General features: G+C 68.8%; 20 protein-coding genes. 2 read left to right on the top strand and 18 right to left on the bottom strand.

The genetic code is table 11. The features are described from left to right. Window positions 1-26 precede the first annotated feature (26 nt). The gene (locus P7L68_RS12245; protein ID WP_372005703.1) at window positions 27-848 is read left to right on the top strand and encodes an alpha/beta fold hydrolase; all 822 of its coding nucleotides are present in this window, start codon (window positions 27-29) and stop codon (window positions 846-848) included. 13 nt (window positions 849-861) lie between these two features. On the opposite strand, the gene rutR is transcribed toward P7L68_RS12245, so the two are convergent. From rutR to P7L68_RS12270, 5 genes are read right to left on the bottom strand one after another with little or no spacing between them, the layout of a single operon-like run. Further along, window positions 862-1,515, bottom strand: coding sequence for an HTH-type transcriptional regulator RutR (rutR, locus tag P7L68_RS12250; protein WP_372005705.1), 654 nt, complete (start codon window positions 1,513-1,515; stop codon window positions 862-864). Window positions 1,516-1,519: 4 nt separating this feature from the next. Further along, the gene (locus P7L68_RS12255; protein WP_372005707.1) at window positions 1,520-2,464 is read right to left on the bottom strand and encodes an ABC transporter permease; all 945 of its coding nucleotides are present in this window, start codon (window positions 2,462-2,464) and stop codon (window positions 1,520-1,522) included. Continuing rightward, the gene (locus P7L68_RS12260) at window positions 2,461-3,549 is read right to left on the bottom strand and encodes an ABC transporter permease (RefSeq protein WP_372005709.1); all 1,089 of its coding nucleotides are present in this window, start codon (window positions 3,547-3,549) and stop codon (window positions 2,461-2,463) included. The genes P7L68_RS12255 and P7L68_RS12260 overlap by 4 nt, the downstream gene beginning before the upstream one ends. Beyond that, window positions 3,546-5,096, bottom strand: a complete 1,551-nt coding sequence (locus P7L68_RS12265) for an ABC transporter ATP-binding protein (protein WP_372005711.1) — start codon at window positions 5,094-5,096, stop codon at window positions 3,546-3,548. The genes P7L68_RS12260 and P7L68_RS12265 overlap by 4 nt, the downstream gene beginning before the upstream one ends. A gap of 58 nt (window positions 5,097-5,154) precedes the next feature. Next, window positions 5,155-6,135, bottom strand: a complete 981-nt coding sequence (locus tag P7L68_RS12270; RefSeq protein WP_372005713.1) for a BMP family protein — start codon at window positions 6,133-6,135, stop codon at window positions 5,155-5,157. Window positions 6,136-6,420: 285 nt separating this feature from the next. Between P7L68_RS12270 and P7L68_RS12275 the strand changes: the two genes are divergently transcribed. Beyond that, window positions 6,421-7,476, top strand: coding sequence for an isopenicillin N synthase family dioxygenase (locus P7L68_RS12275; RefSeq protein ID WP_372005715.1), 1,056 nt, complete (start codon window positions 6,421-6,423; stop codon window positions 7,474-7,476). An 87-nt stretch (window positions 7,477-7,563) separates the two neighbouring features. On the opposite strand, the gene P7L68_RS12280 is transcribed toward P7L68_RS12275, so the two are convergent. The 13 genes from P7L68_RS12280 to efp all read right to left on the bottom strand — a co-directional run bounded on the left by P7L68_RS12280 (window position 7,564) and on the right by efp (window position 19,759). After that, window positions 7,564-8,970 (bottom strand): PepSY-associated TM helix domain-containing protein, encoded by a 1,407-nt coding sequence (locus P7L68_RS12280; RefSeq protein ID WP_372005718.1) that lies wholly within the window; start codon window positions 8,968-8,970, stop codon window positions 7,564-7,566. Between the two features lie 38 nt (window positions 8,971-9,008). After that, window positions 9,009-9,410 carry a DUF2946 domain-containing protein gene (locus P7L68_RS12285; RefSeq protein WP_372005720.1) on the bottom strand — a complete coding sequence of 134 codons (402 nt, stop codon included), beginning with the start codon at window positions 9,408-9,410 and terminating at the stop codon, window positions 9,009-9,011. A gap of 59 nt (window positions 9,411-9,469) precedes the next feature. Continuing rightward, a complete protein-coding gene (locus tag P7L68_RS12290; RefSeq protein WP_372005723.1) occupies window positions 9,470-9,961 on the bottom strand; it encodes a cache domain-containing protein in 492 nt (163 codons plus the stop codon). A 112-nt stretch (window positions 9,962-10,073) separates the two neighbouring features. Beyond that, window positions 10,074-10,958: a glycine betaine ABC transporter substrate-binding protein gene (locus P7L68_RS12295; RefSeq protein WP_372005725.1), complete on the bottom strand. Its 885-nt coding sequence runs from the start codon at window positions 10,956-10,958 to the stop codon at window positions 10,074-10,076. A 79-nt stretch (window positions 10,959-11,037) separates the two neighbouring features. Next, window positions 11,038-11,883 (bottom strand): ABC transporter permease, encoded by an 846-nt coding sequence (locus tag P7L68_RS12300; protein ID WP_372005726.1) that lies wholly within the window; start codon window positions 11,881-11,883, stop codon window positions 11,038-11,040. Then, window positions 11,883-13,169, bottom strand: coding sequence for a glycine betaine/L-proline ABC transporter ATP-binding protein ProV (gene proV, locus P7L68_RS12305; protein ID WP_372005729.1), 1,287 nt, complete (start codon window positions 13,167-13,169; stop codon window positions 11,883-11,885). The genes P7L68_RS12300 and proV overlap by 1 nt, the downstream gene beginning before the upstream one ends. Window positions 13,170-13,803: 634 nt before the next feature. Next, window positions 13,804-14,244, bottom strand: coding sequence for an Hsp20 family protein (locus P7L68_RS12310; RefSeq protein ID WP_372005731.1), 441 nt, complete (start codon window positions 14,242-14,244; stop codon window positions 13,804-13,806). A gap of 294 nt (window positions 14,245-14,538) precedes the next feature. After that, entirely contained in the window at window positions 14,539-14,760 is a 222-nt protein-coding gene (gene rpmE, locus P7L68_RS12315; protein ID WP_372005734.1) for a 50S ribosomal protein L31, read from the bottom strand. Window positions 14,761-14,853: 93 nt separating this feature from the next. Beyond that, on the bottom strand, window positions 14,854-16,128 hold the full coding sequence (locus P7L68_RS12320; RefSeq protein WP_372005736.1) for a peptidoglycan -binding protein: 1,275 nt from the start codon (window positions 16,126-16,128) through the stop codon (window positions 14,854-14,856). A 74-nt stretch (window positions 16,129-16,202) separates the two neighbouring features. After that, window positions 16,203-17,378: a flagellar motor protein MotA gene (locus P7L68_RS12325; RefSeq protein ID WP_372005739.1), complete on the bottom strand. Its 1,176-nt coding sequence runs from the start codon at window positions 17,376-17,378 to the stop codon at window positions 16,203-16,205. 118 nt (window positions 17,379-17,496) lie between these two features. After that, window positions 17,497-17,943 (bottom strand): OmpA family protein, encoded by a 447-nt coding sequence (locus P7L68_RS12330; RefSeq protein ID WP_372005742.1) that lies wholly within the window; start codon window positions 17,941-17,943, stop codon window positions 17,497-17,499. A 236-nt stretch (window positions 17,944-18,179) separates the two neighbouring features. Beyond that, the gene (locus P7L68_RS12335) at window positions 18,180-19,022 is read right to left on the bottom strand and encodes an inositol monophosphatase family protein (protein WP_372005745.1); all 843 of its coding nucleotides are present in this window, start codon (window positions 19,020-19,022) and stop codon (window positions 18,180-18,182) included. 170 nt (window positions 19,023-19,192) lie between these two features. Next, window positions 19,193-19,759: an elongation factor P gene (gene efp, locus P7L68_RS12340; protein ID WP_372005748.1), complete on the bottom strand. Its 567-nt coding sequence runs from the start codon at window positions 19,757-19,759 to the stop codon at window positions 19,193-19,195. Between the last annotated feature and the right edge of the window lie 57 nt (window positions 19,760-19,816).

The raw sequence follows: 19,816 nt of genomic DNA on the forward strand, positions 1-19,816 counted from the left end.
AAGAACCAGCCGAGGAAACGCCCCCGATGACCGAGATCCCCTCCGCCACCGATCCGCGCGTCTACATGGTGCATGGCCGTCCGGCCACCGCCCGGGTGAAGGGCGATCCGGCCACCGGTGACGCACCGGTGCTGGTGCTGCTGCACGGCGCCGGTCTCGACCGCCGCTTCTGGCGCCCGGTTTTCGACGATGCCGCGATCACCACGCCCGTGATCGCCTTCGATCTGCCGGGCCGCCAGGGCAGCGAGGGGGAGGCCTTCACCCGCATCTCCGACAGTGCCGCCTGGATCGTGGCGGCACTGAAGGCGGCCGGTATCCGCCGTGCCGTTCTGGTCGGCCACAGCATGGGCACCCTGATCGCCATGGAGACGGCGCTGCTGCTCCGCGGCGATGACGCAGTGGCGGTGGACCGCCTGGTTCTTCTGGCGCCGGCCGATCTGATGGCGGTGAACGATGCGCTGCTGCAGCAGACCCTGAACGACCCGGCCGCCGCCCAGGCGATGATGGACAAATGGTCCTACGGCATTCCCGACGGCCCGCATTGCGCCGAGGCCCGCGCCAATGCCGCCGATGCGCCGGCGGGCGTGCTCCATGCCGACCTCACCGCCTGCAACGCTTTCGGCAGCGCGCTCGACCTCGCCGCCGCCATCGCCGTGCCGGTCGATGTGGTGGTGGGCGAGGCCGACAGGATGACCCGGGCCAAACAGGGCCGCGCCCTCGCCGCCGCCTTTCGCCATGCCGAGGTCACCGGCCTCGACGGCGTCGGCCACATGATGCTGCACGAAAAGCCTGAACCGGTTCTGGCCGTGCTCCGCCGCGCGGTTGGGGTGATCAGCCCGGTGGTCTGAAGCAGGGGGGGCCTTACGCCCGCGGCCGCAGCCCGTCGAGCAGAAGCCGGGTGAGGGCGTCGGTGGTGGCGTCGGCGAAGGCGGGGTCGTCGAGGGTGTGGCCCGAGACCGCCTCTACCTGGACCGCGAAATCGGCATAGTGCTGGGTGGTGGCCCAGATCGCGAAGATCAGGTGGCGCGGGTCGACCGGGGCCAGGCGGCCGGCGGCGATCCAGCCCCGGATGATGTCGCTCTTTTCGTCGACCAGGTCGCGCAGCGCGCCGTCGAGCAGGGGTTTGAGCAGGGGGGCTCCGCGCAGCATCTCCATGGCGAAGAGCCTGGAGGCCGCAGGGTCCCGGCGCGACCAGTCGAGCTTTTCGGCAATGTAGCCGCGAATGGCGGCCACCGGGTCGTCTTCGACATCCATGTCGCGCAGCGGCACCAGCCAGCGGTCGAGCACCCGGTCCAGCGCCTCGGTATAGAGCCGTTCCTTGGTCGGGAAGTAGTAGAGCAGGTTGGTCTTCGACATCCCCGCCTCGCGGGCGATGGCCTCTATCCGTGCCCCGTCGAGCCCGACGCGCGAGAACACCGCCACCGCCGCGGTCAGGATGCGGTCGATCCGCTCGTCCGAGGCCCGGTGGCGGCGGGGGCGGTGGTCGGGGTTGCCCGGTGGGATCAGGCCATCCATGGGGTCAGCGGCTCTCCCGTCGATAGAAACTGCCCGAGCCCTGGGGCGGGCGGCTGCGGCCGACCAGCCCGACCAGGGTGAGAATGGCCGCCAGATAAGGCAGCACCACGAAGAGCTGATAGGGCACGTCGCCATTGGCGAATTGCAGCCGGAGCTGGATGGCATCCGACAGGCCGAAGAGCAGGCAGGCGAGGGCGGCACCCACCGGCGACCAGCGCCCCAGGATCACCGCGGCGACGGCGATGAAGCCTTTGCCCGCGGTCATGCCCTCGGTGAACAGGAAGACCTGAGAAAGCACCAGCACCGCGCCGCCCAGCCCCGCCAGCATGCCGCAGGCAATGACGGCACACAGACGGTAAAGACGGACCGGCAGCCCGGCGACGTCGGCGGCGCGCGGGTTTTCGCCCACCGCCTTCAGCCTGAGGCCGATGCCCGTGCGGGCCAGGACCAGGGCTGCGAGCGGCACCGCCAGGATGGCGGCCCAGGTCATCGGATCGGTCGAGAACAGGGCCTTGCCGATGACGGGAATATCGGCGAGCCCCGGAATGGTAAGGTCGCCGAAGCCCGGCACCCGGTTTTCCGCCGCGCGGCCCGCGGCGGTCAGCCGGTGCAGGAAAGCGGCAAGCCCCAGCCCGGCGAGATTGGCGCCGATGCCGGCGACGATCTGGTTGGCCCCGGCATAGATGGTCGCGATCCCGAAGGCGGCCCCCAGCATGCCGCCCGCAAGCGCCCCGGTCACCACCCCCCAGCCGGCGGAGCCGCCGGCGATGGCGCCCCAGGCGGCCCCGAAGGCACCCAGGATCATAGAGCCTTCCAGGCTGATGTTCACCACGCCGGCACGTTCCGAGAACACGCCGCCCAGTGCCGCGAAGACCAGGGGCACCGACAGGCGCAGCATGGTGGCGAAAAGCTCGCCCAGGGCGGCGGGATCGGTCAGCATGTCGATCATGACACCGCTCCGCTGCCGGCCGTGGGGATTGCGGCTCTGCGTCTGCGGGCCAGCAGCCGGTCGAAGGCGCCGTAGCGCTGAAGGGCGAGGCCCGACGCCGCGAAAAGCACGATCAGCCCCTGAACGATGGTGACCGCCGTGGCGTCCAGGCCGGCGCTTTTCAGCGTCGTGGCCGCGGTGCGCAGCAGCGCCATGAAGGCGGCCGAGATCACCGACCAGACGGGATCACCTGCCGCCAGGAAGGCGACCACCAGCCCGTCATAGCCATAGCCGGCGGCGAAATTGGCATAGAGCCGGTGCTTGAGGCCGATCACCTCGAAGGCGCCGGCAAGGCCGGCTGCGGCGCCGCCCAGCGCGAAGGCGATCACGGTCGTCCGGCCGACGGCGATGCCGGCATAGGTGGCGGCACCGGGCGATTTGCCCGCCACCTCTACCCCATACCCCCAGGCGGTGCGGCCAAGGGCGAAACGGGCGAGCACGGCGACCAGAAGGCCCACGATCACCCCCAGATGGGCCTCGGTATCGGCCATCAGCAGCGGCAGGAAGCTCGCTTCGGGGATTTCGGGCGAATAGGGGTAGGGGGCACCCGGGGCCTTCAGCGGCCCGCTTGCCGCATAGCTGACCAGGTTGAGCGCCACATAGTTCATCAGCAGCGTGGTCACCACCTCGTCGATGCCGCGCCGGGCCTTGAGCACACCGGCGATGCCGGCCCAGAGCGCCCCACCCAGGGCACCGGCCAGGCTGGCCGCCAGCAGCGCCACCGGCATCGGCACGCCTGCGGGCAGGTTCAGCGCCACGACGGTCGCGAACAGGCCGCCCATATAGATCTGGCCTTCGGCACCGACATTGTAGAGCCCCGCGCGGAGCGGGATCGCCACCGCGATGCCGGCCAGCAGCAGGGGCGACATCCGCGACAGCAGGTCCGACAGGCCCCAATAGTCGAGCAGCACCCGGTCGACGATCTGGGTGCCCAGATCGACGGGGTCACCGCCGGTGGCCGCCACCAGCAGCGCGCCCACGGCCAGGGCGAGCACCACCGCGCCGACCGGCACGGCGGCCCCTTTGAGAAGGCGGGCAGACATCATGCGGCGTCTCCGGTGCGGGTGTCGTCGGCAGAGGGGGCGGTGCCGCCGCCCATCAGCCGTCCCAGGGTCTGCGGGTCGGCCTCGGCACGTGACACGATGCCGGTGATCCGGCCGCCGCTCATCACGGCGATCCGGTCGGCGACCGCTCGCAACTCGTCAAGCTCGGTCGAAATATAGAGCACCGCGGCGCCGGTCCGGGCCAGGTCCAGCACCTTGCGCTGGACGAAAGCGGTGGCGGCGACGTCGAGACCTTTGGTCGGCTGCTCGGCAATCAGGAGCCGCGGCGCGTGGCCCAGTTCCCGGGCCAGAACCAGCTTCTGCTGATTGCCGCCCGAAAGCGCGCGCGCCGGGCCATGGGCGGCGCCACGGATATCGAAGTCGGTGATCGCCTGCGTCAGCCGGCGGGTGGCAAGCGCCCGATCGATGATGCCGAAGCGGCGGCGCACCGGTGGCCGGTCGACATCGCGCAGAATCAGATTGCGGGCGCCGTCCATGTCCAGCACCAGCCCGGTATGGTGGCGGTCGCGCGGGACATAGGCGACCCGGTGGCGGGTCAACCGCTCGCGCGCGCGGCCGGGGGTGACGGTTGCGCCGTCGACCAGCACATCGCCCGCACCCGGCCGGCGCAGCCCCGCCAGCGCCTCGGCCAGTTCGGCCTGGCCGTTGCCGTCGACACCGGCGATGCCCAGCACCTCGCCCGGTGCAATCCGGAACGAGACCCCGCGTACCGCCGGCCGGCCGGCATCGTCGTCGATGTCGAGACCGGCGACTTCCAGAACCGGGATCGCCCGGCTGTCGATCGTCGAGGGCGCGGCGGCCGCGGCCGTACCGGCCTCGTCGGCCCCCACCATCAGCGCCGCCAGACCGTCGGCGTCCACCCGGCCGATCGGCAGGGTGGCGACCAGCCGGCCGCGGCGGAGCACGGTGACGTCGTCGGCCGCGGCAAAGACCTCGGCCAGTTTGTGGGTGACCAGCAACACCGTGCGGCCGGCGGCGGCCAGCCGGCGGAGGGCCGCCATCAGCCCCAGGGCCTCTGCCGGGGTCAGCACGCTGGTCGGCTCGTCCAGCACCACGATCCGGGCGCCGCGGACCAGAACCTTCAGGATCTCGACCCGCTGGCGCATGCCGGGCGGCATGTCTTCCACCCTGGCATCCAGATCGACGGTGAACCCCAGCTCTGCCGCAAGGGCTGCGGCTTCCGCCCGGGCGCGGCCGAGGCCGCGATCCAGCCGGCCGCCGGTGGCCAGCGCCACATTCTCGGCGCCGGTGAAACGGTCGACCAGGGTGAGGTGCTGGTGGATCATGCCGAAGCCCAGATCCAGTGCCCGTTTCGGATCACCCGGCGGCACCGGCCGGCCGTCGAGTGCCACCTGGCCGGCATCGGGACGGTAGAGGCCGGACAGGATGTTCATCAGCGTCGACTTGCCGGCGCCGTTTTCCCCCAGCACCGCATGCACGGTGCCGGGGGCGATGTCGAGGGTGATGCCGTCGAGGGCGGGCACACCGCCGAAGCTCTTGGCGATGCCGTCGAGCGTGAGGCGCGGCATGGGGCGGTATCCGGGGTGGTTGGCGGGGGAGGAGCGGCGGAGCGGCAGAGGCCGGCGGTCAGATCTGCTTCCTGCCCGCCGCCAGATCGGCGATCAGCGCCTCGACCTCGGCCTTCACCCCGGCCGGCACGGCCGCGTGGAAGCTGCCGAAGCGCGCGGCGTCAGAGGTCGCGAGGCCGTAGACATAGTCTTTGCCGCCGGCCTTGCCGGCCTTGGCGTCTTCCAGGAAGTGCACCAGCGCGGCATTCACATCCATGATCACCGACTGGATCACGGTGTCGGGCCAGTCGACGATGGCGTCGTAATAGATGCCGAAGGCCTTCACGCCCGCTTCCTTCGCCGCGGTCAGCGCCCCGTTCGACGCAAGGTCCATGGTCGGGAACAGCACGTCCGCGCCCTGCGAGATCTGGGCCGAAGCGGCCTCCTTGCCCTTCGCCACGTCGTTCCAGTCGCCCATATAGGTGACCAGGACTTTGGTGCCCGGCTTGCCGGCCTCGGCGCCCTTGGTATAGCCCTCGACCAGTTCGGTCGAGAACTTGATCTCGGTGGCGCCCAGCCAGCCGATGGTGCCGGTCTTCGACACCTTGGCCGCCATATAGCCCAGCACATAGCCGAGCTGACGGTAGTCGAAATTGATCGTCGCGACATTGCCGCCGGCGCTCGCCCCCGACGAGACCACGAACAGCGTGTCCTTGAACTGTTTGGCCAGCCGGTCGGCCGGATCCTGGAACTCGCCGCCATGGCCGATGACGATGCCGTAGCCGCGCCGGGCGAAATCGCGCATCGCCGACAGCTGGTCGGGTTCGGCGACACCTTCGGCATAGGCGACGTCGATGCCCATGGTCTCCTTGGCCTTCATCAGCCCGTCATAGGCGCTCTGGTTCCAGGCCTGGTCGCGGATGCTGCCGGGCAGCACGGCCGCGACGCGCAGCGCCTCGTCGGCGGCATGGGCCTGCGGGGCCATGGTGAGCGAGGTGGCGGCGATCAGGGCGGCGAAGCCGGCGATGCCGAGCCGGCGGGCGAAGCGCGAAAGAGACATCCGGGTGCGGTCCTCGGAACAGGGTCAGGGGTGTCGGCACGGTCTTAGCAATCCCCGTGCCGCAGCCTGCCGGCCCCGGAATGCGGGACGCTTCGGCCGGACACATCACATCGTGTGCACAATTTCCGCACAGGAATTTCAATCCTGGCTAAATTTTGACCATCCGGTCGGGATTTTCCGCCGGCGCCGCCTGCGGTGGCATGGCTTCTGCGGCTGGTCCGCTTCTTGCTGACACCGCGGCGGACCATATCCCCCCACCGACATGCCGAACGGAGACGACAGATCATGGCCGTGGTTCAGACCGGCAACGGGCCGCGCGAACTCGTCGACAGCGGGCTCGATGCCCGCAGCCTCGCCTTCACCGAAATCCCGGTGATCGATTTCGGGGCGCTGGTCGACCCTGCGTCCACACCCGCCGAGTGCATGGCGGTAGGCGATGCGGTGCGCGATGCCTGCACCCGGGTCGGCTTCTTCTATGTCCGCAATCACGGCGTCGATCCGGCGGTGATCGCCGGCACCTACGGGGCCGCGCGCGACTTCTTCGCCCTGCCGATGGACGAGAAGATGCGCATCCATATCCGCAAGTCGAAGAACCATCGCGGCTATGTGCCGCTGCTGGAAGAAAACACCGACCCGACCGCGAAGGGTGATCTGCACGAGGCTTTCGACATGGCGCTGGAAGTGCCGGCCGATGATGCCGACGTGCTGGCCGGCAAGACCATGTACGGCCCCAATGTCTGGCCGGAGCTGGATGGGTTCCGCCCGGCGATGGAGGGGTATTACGACGCCGTCTACCAGCTGGGTCGGCGGATCTTTCGCGGCTTCGCACTGGCGCTGGGCCTGGCCGAGGATCACTTCGAACCCCTGATCCGCAAGCCCATGGCACAGCTGCGCGTGGTCCACTATCCGCCCCAGCAGGGGCCGATCGACGAGCGTCAGATCGGCATCGGCGCCCATTCGGATTACGAGTGCTTCACCATCCTGAACCAGATGGAGGGGGTATCGGCCCTGCAGGTGCTGAACGGCGCGGGCGAATGGATCGAGGCACCGCCGATTCCGGGCACCTTCATCATCAATGTCGGCGACCAGATGGCGCGATGGACCAACGACGTCTTCGCCTCGACCATCCACCGCGCCATCAACCGATCGGGCCGCGAGCGCTATTCGATCCCGTTCTTCTTCGGCCCCGATTACGACACGCCGATCGAGGTGCTGGACACCTGCACCACTCCGGAGCGTCCGGCGCGCTACCCCACCGTCACCTCGGGCGCGTATATCCTGTCGCGCTTCGACGAGACCTTCGCCTATCGCAAGGCGGGCGAGCCGGAACCCGCCGGATGAGGATCAGGGACGCCTGTGAGGGCGTCCCAAGCCGCCATTGAGGCGGCGGCCAAGGGCGTGGGACACGCCCGCCCGGCGAGGGACCGACTACAGACCCCTGCGACGGCTGAGAAAAATGATCGTTTCGAGGAGCAGGGCCGCGAGCATTGTGGCCCCCATCACCGGGAAGAGGATCGCCGGCACCGCCATCAGTGCCGCCGCCTGCGCCTGACTGCGGCCATCCGCCTGACGCGGGGCCCCGAGCCGGCCCTTGGGGCGGCGCTTCCACCACATCACCGGGGCGGCCCCGCACATCACGATCAGGGCGAGGCAGGCGAGCAGCAGCACCAGCCGGTTCAGGGCACCCCATTCCTGGCCCATATGAACGTTGACGCCCCATTCGGTGGCGCGGGCGACCGGGCCGTAATCGGCGTAAGAGGCATCGATCAGCGTTTCGCCGGTCCAGCGGTTCAGGTGGATGATCCGCTGTCGGGCGAGATCATGCGGGAAGACCATAGCGGTATAGACCCCGTCCGGCGCCTGGGGCAGGGCCAGCTTGTAGCCGGGGGCGATGCCCAGGGTTTCGACGATCATGCGGGCGCGATCGATGCCGATATCGGGGGCGGCACTGCCCGTGGCGGGTGAAAGCGGCAGGGGGGCATCTTCCAGCGTCCAGGCGGTTTCGCCCAGCGCCGAGGTCGGCACGGGGCTGGCCGGCACTGCCTGCCAGACCCCCAGCGGATAGCCGAGCCCGGCATCGGTCGCCGTCGACCGGACGGCCGGTCCCCAGACCTGGCTCCAGGTCATGCCCGAGACCGCCAGGAACAGGATCACCGGCGCCACCACGATGCCGGTCACCGCGTGCAGGTCGCGCCAGAACACCCGCCCGGCCGGGCCGGGCCGCCGCCGGGAAGCGGTGCGGATGCGCAGCACGCCGTCGAGCTGCCGGCCCTCGGGCTTTCGTCCCCGCGGCCACCACAGCCAGATCCCCGTCAGGATCAGCGACACCGTCCAGCCGCCGGTAATCTCGATCAGCAGATTTGGCACCTGGCCGGCGATGATCAGGCTGTGCAGCCGGCGCACCACCATCATCGGGGCGGCCAGATCGGCGCGGTCGCCCAGAATCCGGCCGGTGCGCGGGTCCAGGAACACGGTGAGCGCCGTGCCGTCGGCCGTCTTCATGCCGATACCGGCGCTGCGGTCGGCGGCGGCGGGGGCAAGATACGAAACCGGCCGGGCATCCGGCCGGGCTGCCTCTGCGGCCGCGATCAGCTCCGAGGGCGGCAGGGTGGTCTGGCCCGGTGCGACCGGCTGGTCCAGCACCAGCATATGGCCGTCGATCAGCCGGTCGAACGTATCCTTGTAGAGATAGATGGCGCCGGTCGAAGCCAGCAGCAGCAGGAAGGGCAAGGCCAGCAGGCCGGCGAAGAAATGCCAGCGCCAGAGCGCGCGATAAAGCGTGCCGGCAAGGCTTGCCGGCCGCGCCGCCGTGGCGGCGGAGGTGGTGACGGTCATGATGTCTCTATCCGGTCCGGTCCGTGGGGATCCTGTGATCAGGCAGGGAGCGGACGGAAAGGGGGCGCATGGGCGCCGAGCGGCGGGCCGGCCCGGGCCGGCACCGGTGCCACGGCAGCAGGAGCCGCCGGGTGGTCGATGGCCGGCAGGGCCATGGGCAGGGCGGGGCCCGCCGGTGCCGGCGGCAGGTCGGGCACGGCCACCATGGCGAAGTCGCAGACCGATCCGCGCCGGTCGTCGGCACCGCCATCGCCGCCGTCATCCGCCGGCGGATCGAAGCGCAGCCCAAGGCAGGTGACCAGATCGAAGCGGCCCTGGGCCGCGGCCGACAGATCGGGCATCACGCCCGCCGGCAGCAGCGCACGCAGCAGCAGCGCCAGGGCAAGCGCCCAGGCGGCGAGCGGGCGGCGGTGATGCAGGGGCCTGCGGTGACGGGTCATCCGGCCAGAATGCCCGTGCGGCGCCACGGCTGCATCTGCGGCGAAATGTCGCGGTCGTGTCAGCCTTCGGGATAGATGAAGGCCGACACGCCGATCAGCAGGTCGTCATAGCGGCGGATCCAGGCCTGTTTGGGCAGCACCCGGCCGCTTGCCTCATGGGCATAGCTGTAATGGGACCAGCCTTGACCTTCGGGGGAGCGGGCAATGCGGATCCAGTCTTCGATGAAGCGGTTGCCGTCGCCATCGCTGATCCGGCGGAGATTGATGCCGGTCTGGCCCGGCCTTCGGGCATGGGCGCGGCAGGTGCCGTTCAGATCGTAGACGAAGACATAGAGATCACGATCGTCGAACCGGACCGGCCCGCGATTCACTTCGGCGAGGCCTGCGGCGCGGCCATGGGCCTCGAAATAGGCGACGGCCCGGTCGGCCATGGCGCGGGCTTCTTCCGCGGTCTGCCCGGCCTCTCCCGGCAGCAGGGCGGGCCCGGCTGCCGCGATACCGGGGACGGCCAGTCCGGCTGCGAAGATGCCCGCCTTCCATCCACGTCGCATGTCTGCCTCCCGGTTGCAAACGTTCAGGTAGAATATCGGAGACGCCTTCAAACGAAAAGGCCGCCGCCGGTTGCCCGGCGGCGGCCTTGATCATGCGGACGATCCTGCGGGATCAGCCCTTGATCTCGCCGGTGACCCAGTAGTTCACGCGGGCCGGATGCTCTTCGATGTACTTCGCGACTGCATCCTCATAGGACGTCTTCTCGGCCTCGGCCATCACCGCCTGCAGCTCTTCCAGCGGCAGCGAGAAGCGGGTCAGGAAGGCGAAGAGTTCCGGATGCTCGCGATCCAGGCCCGTGCGCGCGATGGCATGGACGCGCTCCGAACCGCCGAGGGCGCCCTCGGGATCGTCCAGATAGCGCAGATCATAGGCGCCGAACATCCAGTGCGGGCTCCAGCCGGTGACGACGATCCACTCGTCGCGCTTGATCGCGCGGTCGAGCGCCGCCGTCATCGCCGCACCCGAGGCCGAGACCAGTTCGTAATCCAGGCCATAGGCCTTGATCGCCTCGTCCGACAGGCGCATCAGCCCGGCGCCGGGGTCGATGCCCTGGATCTTGTTGTCCAGCTTCTCGGCCACCTCGGGCTTCTTCAGGTCGGCAATGGTCTTGACCTGATCCTCGGGGATGTAGTTGGGCACGACCCAGCCGAGCTTGGCACCGGTATACATCGGGCCGAGATCGATCACCTTGCCGGCGACCTTCTCGTAGTAATCGGCATGGGTGTCGGGCAGCCAGGCCATCATCATCAGGTCCAGATCGCCCTTCTCGACGCCCTGATACTGGGGTGCGATGTCGGCGAGGGTCAGCTCGACGTCATAGCCCAGGCGGTCTTCCATGACCTTGGCCGCCATCTTGGTGACCGTCTCGGCATCGGACCAGGCGGTCCAGCCGATGTTGATCTTCTTCTCCTCGGCGGCCATGGCAGAGGTGGCCATCGTGCCGACCAGGGCGGTGGCGGCGAGGGCCGTGAGGGCACGCTTCGGGATGAAGCTCATGTCGATCTCCTCGGAAATGGTTTCGGGTGCAGGTGACTTGAGGAAGGCGTTGGTGGGGGGCGGGACGGGGGCGCCGGCGTCAGCGCTTGCGCCCGCGGCTCCGGCCGAAGCTCTGGGTCAGACGGTCGAGCACGATGGCCAGGACCACCACGCCCAGCCCGGCCTCGAAGCCCAGCCCGATATCCAGCCGCTGGATGCCGCGCAGCACCTCGTTGCCGAGGCCGCCGGCACCGATCATCGAGGCGATGACCACCATCGACAGGGCCAGCATGATGGTCTGGTTCACGCCGGCCATGATCGACGGCAGGGCGCTGGGCAGCTGGACCTTCACCAGCAGCTGGCCGCTGCTGCAGCCGAAGGCGCGGCCGGCCTCGACCATTTCGGCCGGCACCTGGCGGATGCCGAGATTGGTGAGACGCACCGCCGGCGGCATCGAGAAGATCACCGTGGCGATGGCGCCGGGCACCTGGCCCAGGCCGAAAAACATCACCGCCGGGATCAGATAGACGAAGGGCGGCATGGTCTGCATCAGGTCCAGCACCGGCCGGATGGCGGTTTCCACCTTGTCCGAGCGGGCGGCGGCGATGCCGAGCGGCAGGCCGATCGCGAGGCTGAGCAATGTGGAGGCGATCACCAGCGACAGGCTGCGCATGGTCGCATCCCAAAGGTCCATACCGACCAGGGCCAGCAGGGCTATCAGGACGAAGACCGCAAAGCCGCGGCTGACACGCCAGAGGGCGATGCCGGTGAGTGCGATCACCATCAACCACCAGGGGATGAAGGCAAGCACGCCGGCGAAGGCCGAGACCACGCTTTCGACCACATCGGCGATCGCGTCGAAGGCGGGGGAGAAGTTGTCGAGCAGGAAGTCGACCACCGCCTCGACGCCATCGCCGATCGGAAGGGTGAATCCAAGATCGTTCATCACGCGGCCTCCCCGCTGCCGGTTGCCGAGGCGGCTGCGGCCGCCGGCTGGTCGTCGCTGCCGCGATCCAGCGCATTCAGCAGCGCCCGACGGCTGACGACGCCGCGATAGACGCCCTCGGCATCGATCACCGGCACCGGATAGGGGGCAGTGGCGACGGGTCCCAGGATGTCGGACAGTGCCGCATCGGCCGGCACCGTCACCGGATCGGGCAGATAGGCGGCACGGATCACGGCCTCGTGGTCGACGGGCTTGTCGCCATGCTTGCGGTCGCGCTCGGCGATCGCGGCTTCCAGACTTTCGACCGAGATGACGCCGCGGAAATGGCGGCGGCGGTCGTGGACCACGGCGAAGTCGCGTTCGGCGCGGCGGATGCGCTCCAGCGCCGCCCGCAGGTGGCTTTCCTGAAGATTGACCACCGTCAGACCTTCGCGGCGGGCGACATCGGCGGCGGTATAAACCTGGGCCACGTCGACGCCGCGGAAGAAGGCGCGGACATAATCATCGGCCGGGTCGCGCAGGATCTCGTCGGGCGTGCCGACCTGGATCATGCGGCCGCCTTCCATGATCGCGATCCGGTCGCCGATGCGCATCGCCTCGTCCAGATCATGGCTGATGAAGACGATGGTCCGGCTTTCTTCTTCCTGGAGGCGGATCAGCTCGTCCTGCATCTCGCTGCGGATCAGCGGGTCGAGGGCCGAGAAGGCCTCGTCCATCAGCAGGACGGTCGGGTTCTGGGCCAGCGCCCGGGCAAGGCCGACACGCTGCTGCTGACCACCCGACAGCTCGTTCGGATAGCGGTCGGCCAGATGACCCAGCCCTACCTTTTCAAGAGCGGCACGGGCGCGGTCGCGGCGCTCCGACACTTTCATACCGGCGACATCCAGCCCGAAGGCAGCGTTGTCGAGCGCGGTGAGGTGCGGCATCAGCGCGAAACTCTGGAACACCATGGCGATATCCCGGCGGCGCAGGTCGCGCAGCGCCTTGGTATCCATGGCCGTCACATCGACCCCGTCGATCAGCACCCTGCCGTCGGTCGGGTCGATCAGCCGGTTCAGCATCCGCACCAGGGTGCTCTTGCCCGAACCGGACAGCCCCATGATCACGAAGATCTCGCCCGCGCGGACCGTGAAGTCCACCTCACGGACCGCCACGGTGTTCCCCGTGGCTTCATGAATGGCGGCGGAACTTTCTCCCCGGGCGATGCGTTTCAACGCCTGGGACGGGTGGGGCCCGAAAACCTTGGTCAGCCCCTGGACGACGATCTTTTCGCTGTTGTCGCTCATGCTCCGTCGATCTGATCGGGCTGCCCATCGGGGTGCGATGAGTGCGGCGCCGATGCCGGGCATCACGGATGACACCAGACAAAAAAGGCCCCGGACAGTCGAGCGGGTATCGCCTGACCATCGGGTGACAATCGCATCAGAGATGCGCATAGCCGTTCGGAACGGGCCTATGGGCGCCGACCACGAGTATCCAGACGACGTGTGCGCCGTTGGACGGATGGGCCGCCGGTTATGTCCGGGCTGACTTCATGTCATGCCCGGAAATCTATGCGTGATCTGTATGTATCACATCAGGGCCGGTTTGAAAACCCATGGGGTGCCACAAAGTCTGTGGGTGATCACGATGCTCACGTAAAACGAGCGTGGTATGATATTCCTTGCCGGCTCGCGCTTGGTCTGTACGACGGGAGGAGTGGCGGCTGCAATGAGGCGTCGCCGGAGCCTGAACGCAAAAAGCCCCCGCCGGTGGCGGGGGCTTTCTGGCAGGCGAGGGCGGGGGCCGTTGGGCGCGGCTCCCGCCTTTTGATGTGTCGGTGTCAGAGGGTCGGAGCGTTATGCCCCGACGCTTGCGCCTTGTCGATGTTCAGGCCTTACCGATGTTCGGGCCTTACCGATGTTCGGGCCCTACCGATGCTCACGCGTTGCCGGCGGCACCGATGGCGATGCGCTTCGGCTGACGCTCCTCGGGGAGCTTGCGGATCAGCGACACGGTCAGCACACCGGCGGCGAGATCGGCCGCGGCCACCTCGACATGCTCGGCCAGGGTGAAGCGGCGTTCGAACGAAGCAGGCGCGAAGCCACGGGTCAGGTAGGTGACACCCTCTTCAGCCGCCTCGGCAGGCCTGGTGCCCTTCACGGTGAGCACGCGATCATCGACGGTGATCTCGATCTCGCTCTCGGCAAAGCCCGGAACGGCGAGTTCGATGCGGAACGTGTCTTCGCCGGTGCGGGCGATGTTCACGCCGTCGGCGCGGCCGTCGGCCAGACGATCGACCAGATCGAAGAGCGGGGTGCGGAAGGGATCGAAGCCGCGGGTCGCACGGAACGCGGGGGCAAACTGCAGGAGACCAGCCATGGGTCACATCCTCCGATAGACGAGCAATGTGTGGATCGACCGACGCCGCTGCATCCGTTCATGCGCCCGCTTCGGGGCCGCACAGGGTGGTGGTCGGTCGGTGCCGGTCCGACGCTCCGGCCCCGGCACGACCATGATGTAAGAAGGCCCGCAGCCCGTTCAAGAGGGTCGGCAGCGCCTTCGGGAGCTTACCCTCTCAACGCGCAAACCCGGCATCCGAGCCCCTGGATGGGGACGAATGCCGGGTTTGCGCGAGGACGCTCCGGAGGGCGGCGCTGGCCGCCCGGCGGTCGTTCAGATGCCGAAGTTCGCGAAACGCTTCTTGAACTTCGCGACCTGACCGGCCTTCTCGGACAGACGGACGGTGCCGCCGGTCCAAACCGGATGGGTCTTGATGTCGACGTCAAGCTGCAGCGTGTCGCCAGCCTTGCCATAGGTCGAACGGGTCTGGAAGGTGGTGCCGTCGGTCATCACCACGGTGATCTCGTGGTAATCCGGATGGATGCCCTGCTTCATGGCGATGCCTCCTCGCGGAAAATTCGAGGCTGCGACATACCATGGACAGGGCAACCCGTCCAGCCGAATAACGCCGGGCCCGGCGGAATCGCCTTACTTGTTGGTCAGCTTCAGCTCGATGCGGCGGTTGCGGCGATAGGCCTCCTGGGTCTCGGCCGTGTCGATCGGATGAAACTCGCCATAGCCGGCCGCCGACAGCCGCCAGGGCGGCACACCCTGCGAAATCAGGAACTTGACCACCGAGATCGCGCGGGCCGCCGACAGCTCCCAGTTGGAGGCGAAGGCGGGGGTGGAGATCGGCCGGATGTCGGTATGGCCATCAACCTGCAGCACCCAGTTGATGTCCTCCGGAATCTCGCCGGCGATCTGGTTGAGCGCTTCCGCCAGCCGGGCGAGCTGGGCGCGGCCCGGGCCGGTGACATCGGCAGAGCCGCTGTCGAACAGCACCTCCGACTGGAAGACGAAGCGGTCGCCGACGATCTGGATATCGTCGCGTCCGCCCAGCACTTCGCGCAGCCGGCCGAAGAACTCCGACCGGTAGCGGGCCAGTTCCTCGACCTTGGCCGCCAGCGCCTGGTTCAGCTGCCGGCCCAGATCGGCGATGGTCGCCTGCTGTTCCTCGCTGCGCTTGCGGCTTTCATCCAGCAGGCCCGCAAGCCGCGCCAGCTCCTGGTTCAGCCGCTCCAGCTGCGCCGCCATGTCGGCGACCCGGGCTTCGGCGGCATCGGCGCGCTGCTTCTGCCGGTCGGCGCGATCGAGTGCAGCGTCGACGCTCGATGCCTGGGCCTCGATGGCCGATTTCGCGTCGGCCAGCTGGTCGCCGGCGCTCTGCAGCGCCAGCGCCCGCTGGTCTGCGGTCTGTTCGCTCGCCACCAGCCGCTCGTCCAGGATGCGCAGCCGCTCTTCAAGCTCCGCCAGACGTTCGTTCAGGCTGCGCTTGTCGGTCTCGGCACTTTCCAGCGCCGTCGCGATCCGCGCCCGCTCGGCCTCGGTGGCCTGCTGGGTCTGGGCGGCCTCGTTCAACGCCTGTTCAAGGGCGGTAATCCGCTGGTCGGCCTCGGACACCCGCGCCGCCAGGCTGTCGCGCTCGGCGGTAGAGCGTTCGAGGTCGCTGGAGACCCGGTCGAGTGTGGTGCGCAGCTCATCCGCACCGGCCCGCTCCAGGTTCAGAAGCTCCGTGATCTCATTGAGCTGCCGCGTCAGCTGGTCCAGCTTCTCCTCGCGGCCCGACAGGGCCTGGCTCAGATAGAACTGGGCCAGCATGAAGACCACAAGCAGGAAGATGATGACCAGCAGCAGCGACGACAACGCGTCGACGAAGCCGGGCCAGATGTCGCTGCCGCCCTGTTTGCGGCGATAACGGCGCATGAGCGTCGATCCTTGGAACGCTGACGGGGCATCCGCGGGGATGCCGGTAGGAGCTGACGAAGACGGCGCCCGGCTCAGCGCCGTGCGTCGTCTTCGGCGGCGAGGGCTGCGATGGTGCGGGCGAGCAGGCGGACCTCGGAGCGGATGTCCTCCACCGCCTGCTGCCGGCCCTGGGGGATGTCCTCGACCATCCGCGAGAGCAGGATGTCGACATTGCGCAGATGCGCGCGGCTGGCCTCGTCGAAGCCGTCGTCGCGGTTCTGCGCCTCCACCAGAGCGGCGAGCAGGGGTTTCAGATCCTTCTGCTGCTCGGCCATCTTCACCAGCACGGTCTGTTCGACGCGCATCTGATCGGTGAGGGTTGCCAGCCGTTCGGTCAGCGCCTTCAGGTTCTCGTCGCCCTGCCGGCGGACCTCTTCAGAGCGCTGCAGGGTGCGCTTCAGATCCGAGAGGTTCTCGGCGGTCTGTTCGACCAGCGCCGCCAGATAGGCACCGGCGCCGGGTGCGCCCTCGATCTCGATCGCCCCGGCACCGCCGCCGAGTTTGGTGAGACGCGAGAACCATTCCTCGACTTCGTTGAAGAACCGGCTCTGGGCCTGGCCGGCCTGAAGGTCCAGGAAGCCCAGGACCAGAGAGCTTGCAAGGCCGAAGAGCGAGGACGAGAAGGCCGTGCCCATACCGGCCAGCGGCGCTTCCAGACCGGCTTTCAGGTCGTCGAACAGCCGCCCGACATCGCCGGTGCCGACCGAGAGATTGCCGATCACGGCCGCGACCGCGGTGATGGTCTGGATCAGCCCCCAGAAGGTGCCGAGCAGGCCCAGAAAGATCAGCAGGCCGATGATGTAGCGGCTGATTTCACGGCTCTCATCCAGCCGCGAGCCCAGGCTGTCGAGCAGCGAGCGGGTGGCGAGCGGCGAGAGCTTCGCGTCCTCGCGGGTCTGCGACATCATGCCCGCGATCGGCGCCAGCAGATCGGGCGTGGGCGTCGCCGCCATCCCCGGCCGGTTCTGGCGGAAGCCTTCCAGCCAGGCGACTTCGCCGTTCAGCCGCCAGACATTGCGCAGCGTGTAGGCGCAGCCCAGCACCGCGGTGCCGATGATCAGCGCGTTCAGGACCGGATTGGTCATGAAGGCGTCGATGAGTGTCGGTCCAAGCAGGGCGGCCACGGCCAGCGCCAGGACGAGGAAGATGATCATCCGCACCAGATAGCGCTGGGGGCGGGTCAGGGTATCGGTCGTCGGGCGGGCCATGCGGATCAACCCTTGCTCTTCGATCGGTGTCTGGCATGCGGCCGGACGATGCCGACCTGCGGGCAGGGGAATATGTCGTCGAGGGACGGCGGCGGCCGGCCCGGAAGTCCAACGCCGCTCATCCCGCCCCCCGGATGTCGAGATCGACCCGGTCGGCGGGGCCGTCGGGGGCGGCGCCGTGTACCTTCAACTCGATACGTGTCGGGCCGATCCCGGCGCCCGACAGGATCTCGCGCACCGCCAGCGCCCGGTCGAGCGCCAGCCGCCGCGCGGCATGGGGCGGCGCATCGGCGGCGGCGGTCGCATAGGCGTCCACCAGCACGCGTGTCCGGTCGGGCAGCCCGCCGGCGAAATCCTCGATCGCGCGCCGCCCGGAAGCCGGGATCTCGGCGCTGCCGGTCTCGAAGGGAATGGAGAGGGGGGCGTGCGACACGGCGTGCTGTGCGGCGGCGACGCCTGACGTCGCTGCCGCCAGCGGCACCAGGGCTGCCAGACCGGTCATTGCGATGACCAGGGCGTGGCGGGCCAGGCGGTGGGCAGCCGGATGGCGGGGCGCATGCGCCACGCAAACGCCCCGGCCATGGGGCCGGGGGGGGCTGCACTGCCGGGCGGTGGATGTCGGCGTCGACGCGGGCGTCATGGCATCCTGATGGCTGATCGCCTGCGGCCGTCATGCGGCCGCACGGCAGGACCGGCCGGTGCGCCGGGGCGCGCCGACCCGTCCAACCATAGCCCACCCGCCGAAGCAGCGGCAAGCCCGGCGGGTATGGCTGCGCCTGCTGGCCGCAGGATGGCCGGGTCTTACGCCTTGGCGGCGGCTTCGCCCGGGCGGCTGGGGCGCTTCGCCAGCATGGTGCTCAGCACCTTGTGGGTCTGGCCATGGATGGTGGTGTTGCCGGCGATCACATTGCCGCTGGTCAGCATGCCGTCACCGCCGGTCAGGTCGCTGACGAAACCGCCGGCCTCGCGGACCAGGATCACGCCGGCCGCCATGTCCCAGGGCTGCAGATCCAGCTCGAAGAAGGCATCGAAGCGGCCGGCCGCGACATAGGCGAGGTCCAGCGCGGCCGATCCGAAGCGGCGGATGCCGCCGGTGTTCTTCATCATGCCGGCCAGCATCTTCAGGTATTCGGCGTGATTGGGCTTGTCGGCGCGCGGAATGCCGGTGGCGATCACGCAGTCGATCAGCTGCCGGCGGGCGGCGACGCGGATGCGGCGGTCGTTGACGAAGGCACCATAGCCCTTTTCGGCCGAGAACATCTCGTCGCGCAGCGGGTCATAGGTCACGCCGGCGATGATCTCGCCTTCGCGCTCCAGCGCCACGGTCACGGCGAAATGCGGAATGCCGTGCAGAAAGTTATGGGTGCCGTCGAGCGGATCGATGATCCAGCGATGCGACGGGCCGTCGCCCGAGCCCTTCACCTCGCCGCCTTCCTCCATCAGGAAGCCGAAATCGGGGCGGGCCTTGGCGAGTTCGGCGCGCAGCACCTTCTCGGACTTCAGATCGGCGCTGGACACGAAATCGGCGGGGCCCTTGCGGGACACCTGGAGGTTCTCGACCTCGCCGAAATCGCGGATCAGGCCGCGGGCGGCCTTCTGGGCGGCACCGATCATGACATTGAGGATGGGGGAACGGATGGCCATCGGTGGCAACTCCCGGGCACGAGGTCGTCGGACGAACAGAAAGAACGGGGCAGAGGCGACGGCGGCGGGCGCCATCGCACAGGGACGAAGCGCCCCCGCCGGCGTGGGACCGCCTGCGGGGGCGCATCATGCCCGAACGGGGCGCGGGACGGAACTGCGGAAGCCGCAGGTCAGTCCTTCGCGCGCTCCAGATAGGTCTGGTCGGCGGTCATCACCACCACGCGGGTGCCGGTCTCGATATGCGGCGGCACCATGATGCGCACGCCGTTCTCAAGCAGGGCCGGCTTGTACGACGCCGCGGCGGTCTGGCCCTTCACGGTCGGCTCGGTCTCGGTGACCTCCAGGATGACCGACTCGGGCAGTTCCACCGACAGCGGCTCTTCCTCGTAGGACGAGACGGTGACGGTCATGCCGTCCTGCAGGAAAACCGCGGCATCGCCGGCCAGTTCCCGGGGCACGTTGATCTGCTCGTAGGTCTCCTGATCCATCAGGGTCAGCATGTCGCCGTCGGCGTAGAGGTACTGGTATTCCTTCTCGTCCAGCCGCACGCGCTCCACGGCTTCCGAGGCGCGGAAGCGCTCGTTCAGCTTGGTGCCGGTGCGGATGTCCTTCAGTTCCACCTGCAGATACGCACCGCCCTTGCCGGGCTGGGTGTGCATGGTGCGACGGGCGACCCAGAGCCGGTTCTGATGCTCGATGATCATGCCCGGGCGGATGGCGTTGCCGTTGATCTTCATGGCCTGCGGTCCTTCGTTTCCGGCCCCTCTGCGCTGCCGGACAGTCTGCCGGGGCAG

Source organism: Tistrella mobilis, assembly GCF_041468085.1.
Classification (GTDB): Bacteria; Pseudomonadota; Alphaproteobacteria; order Tistrellales; family Tistrellaceae; genus Tistrella; species Tistrella mobilis_A.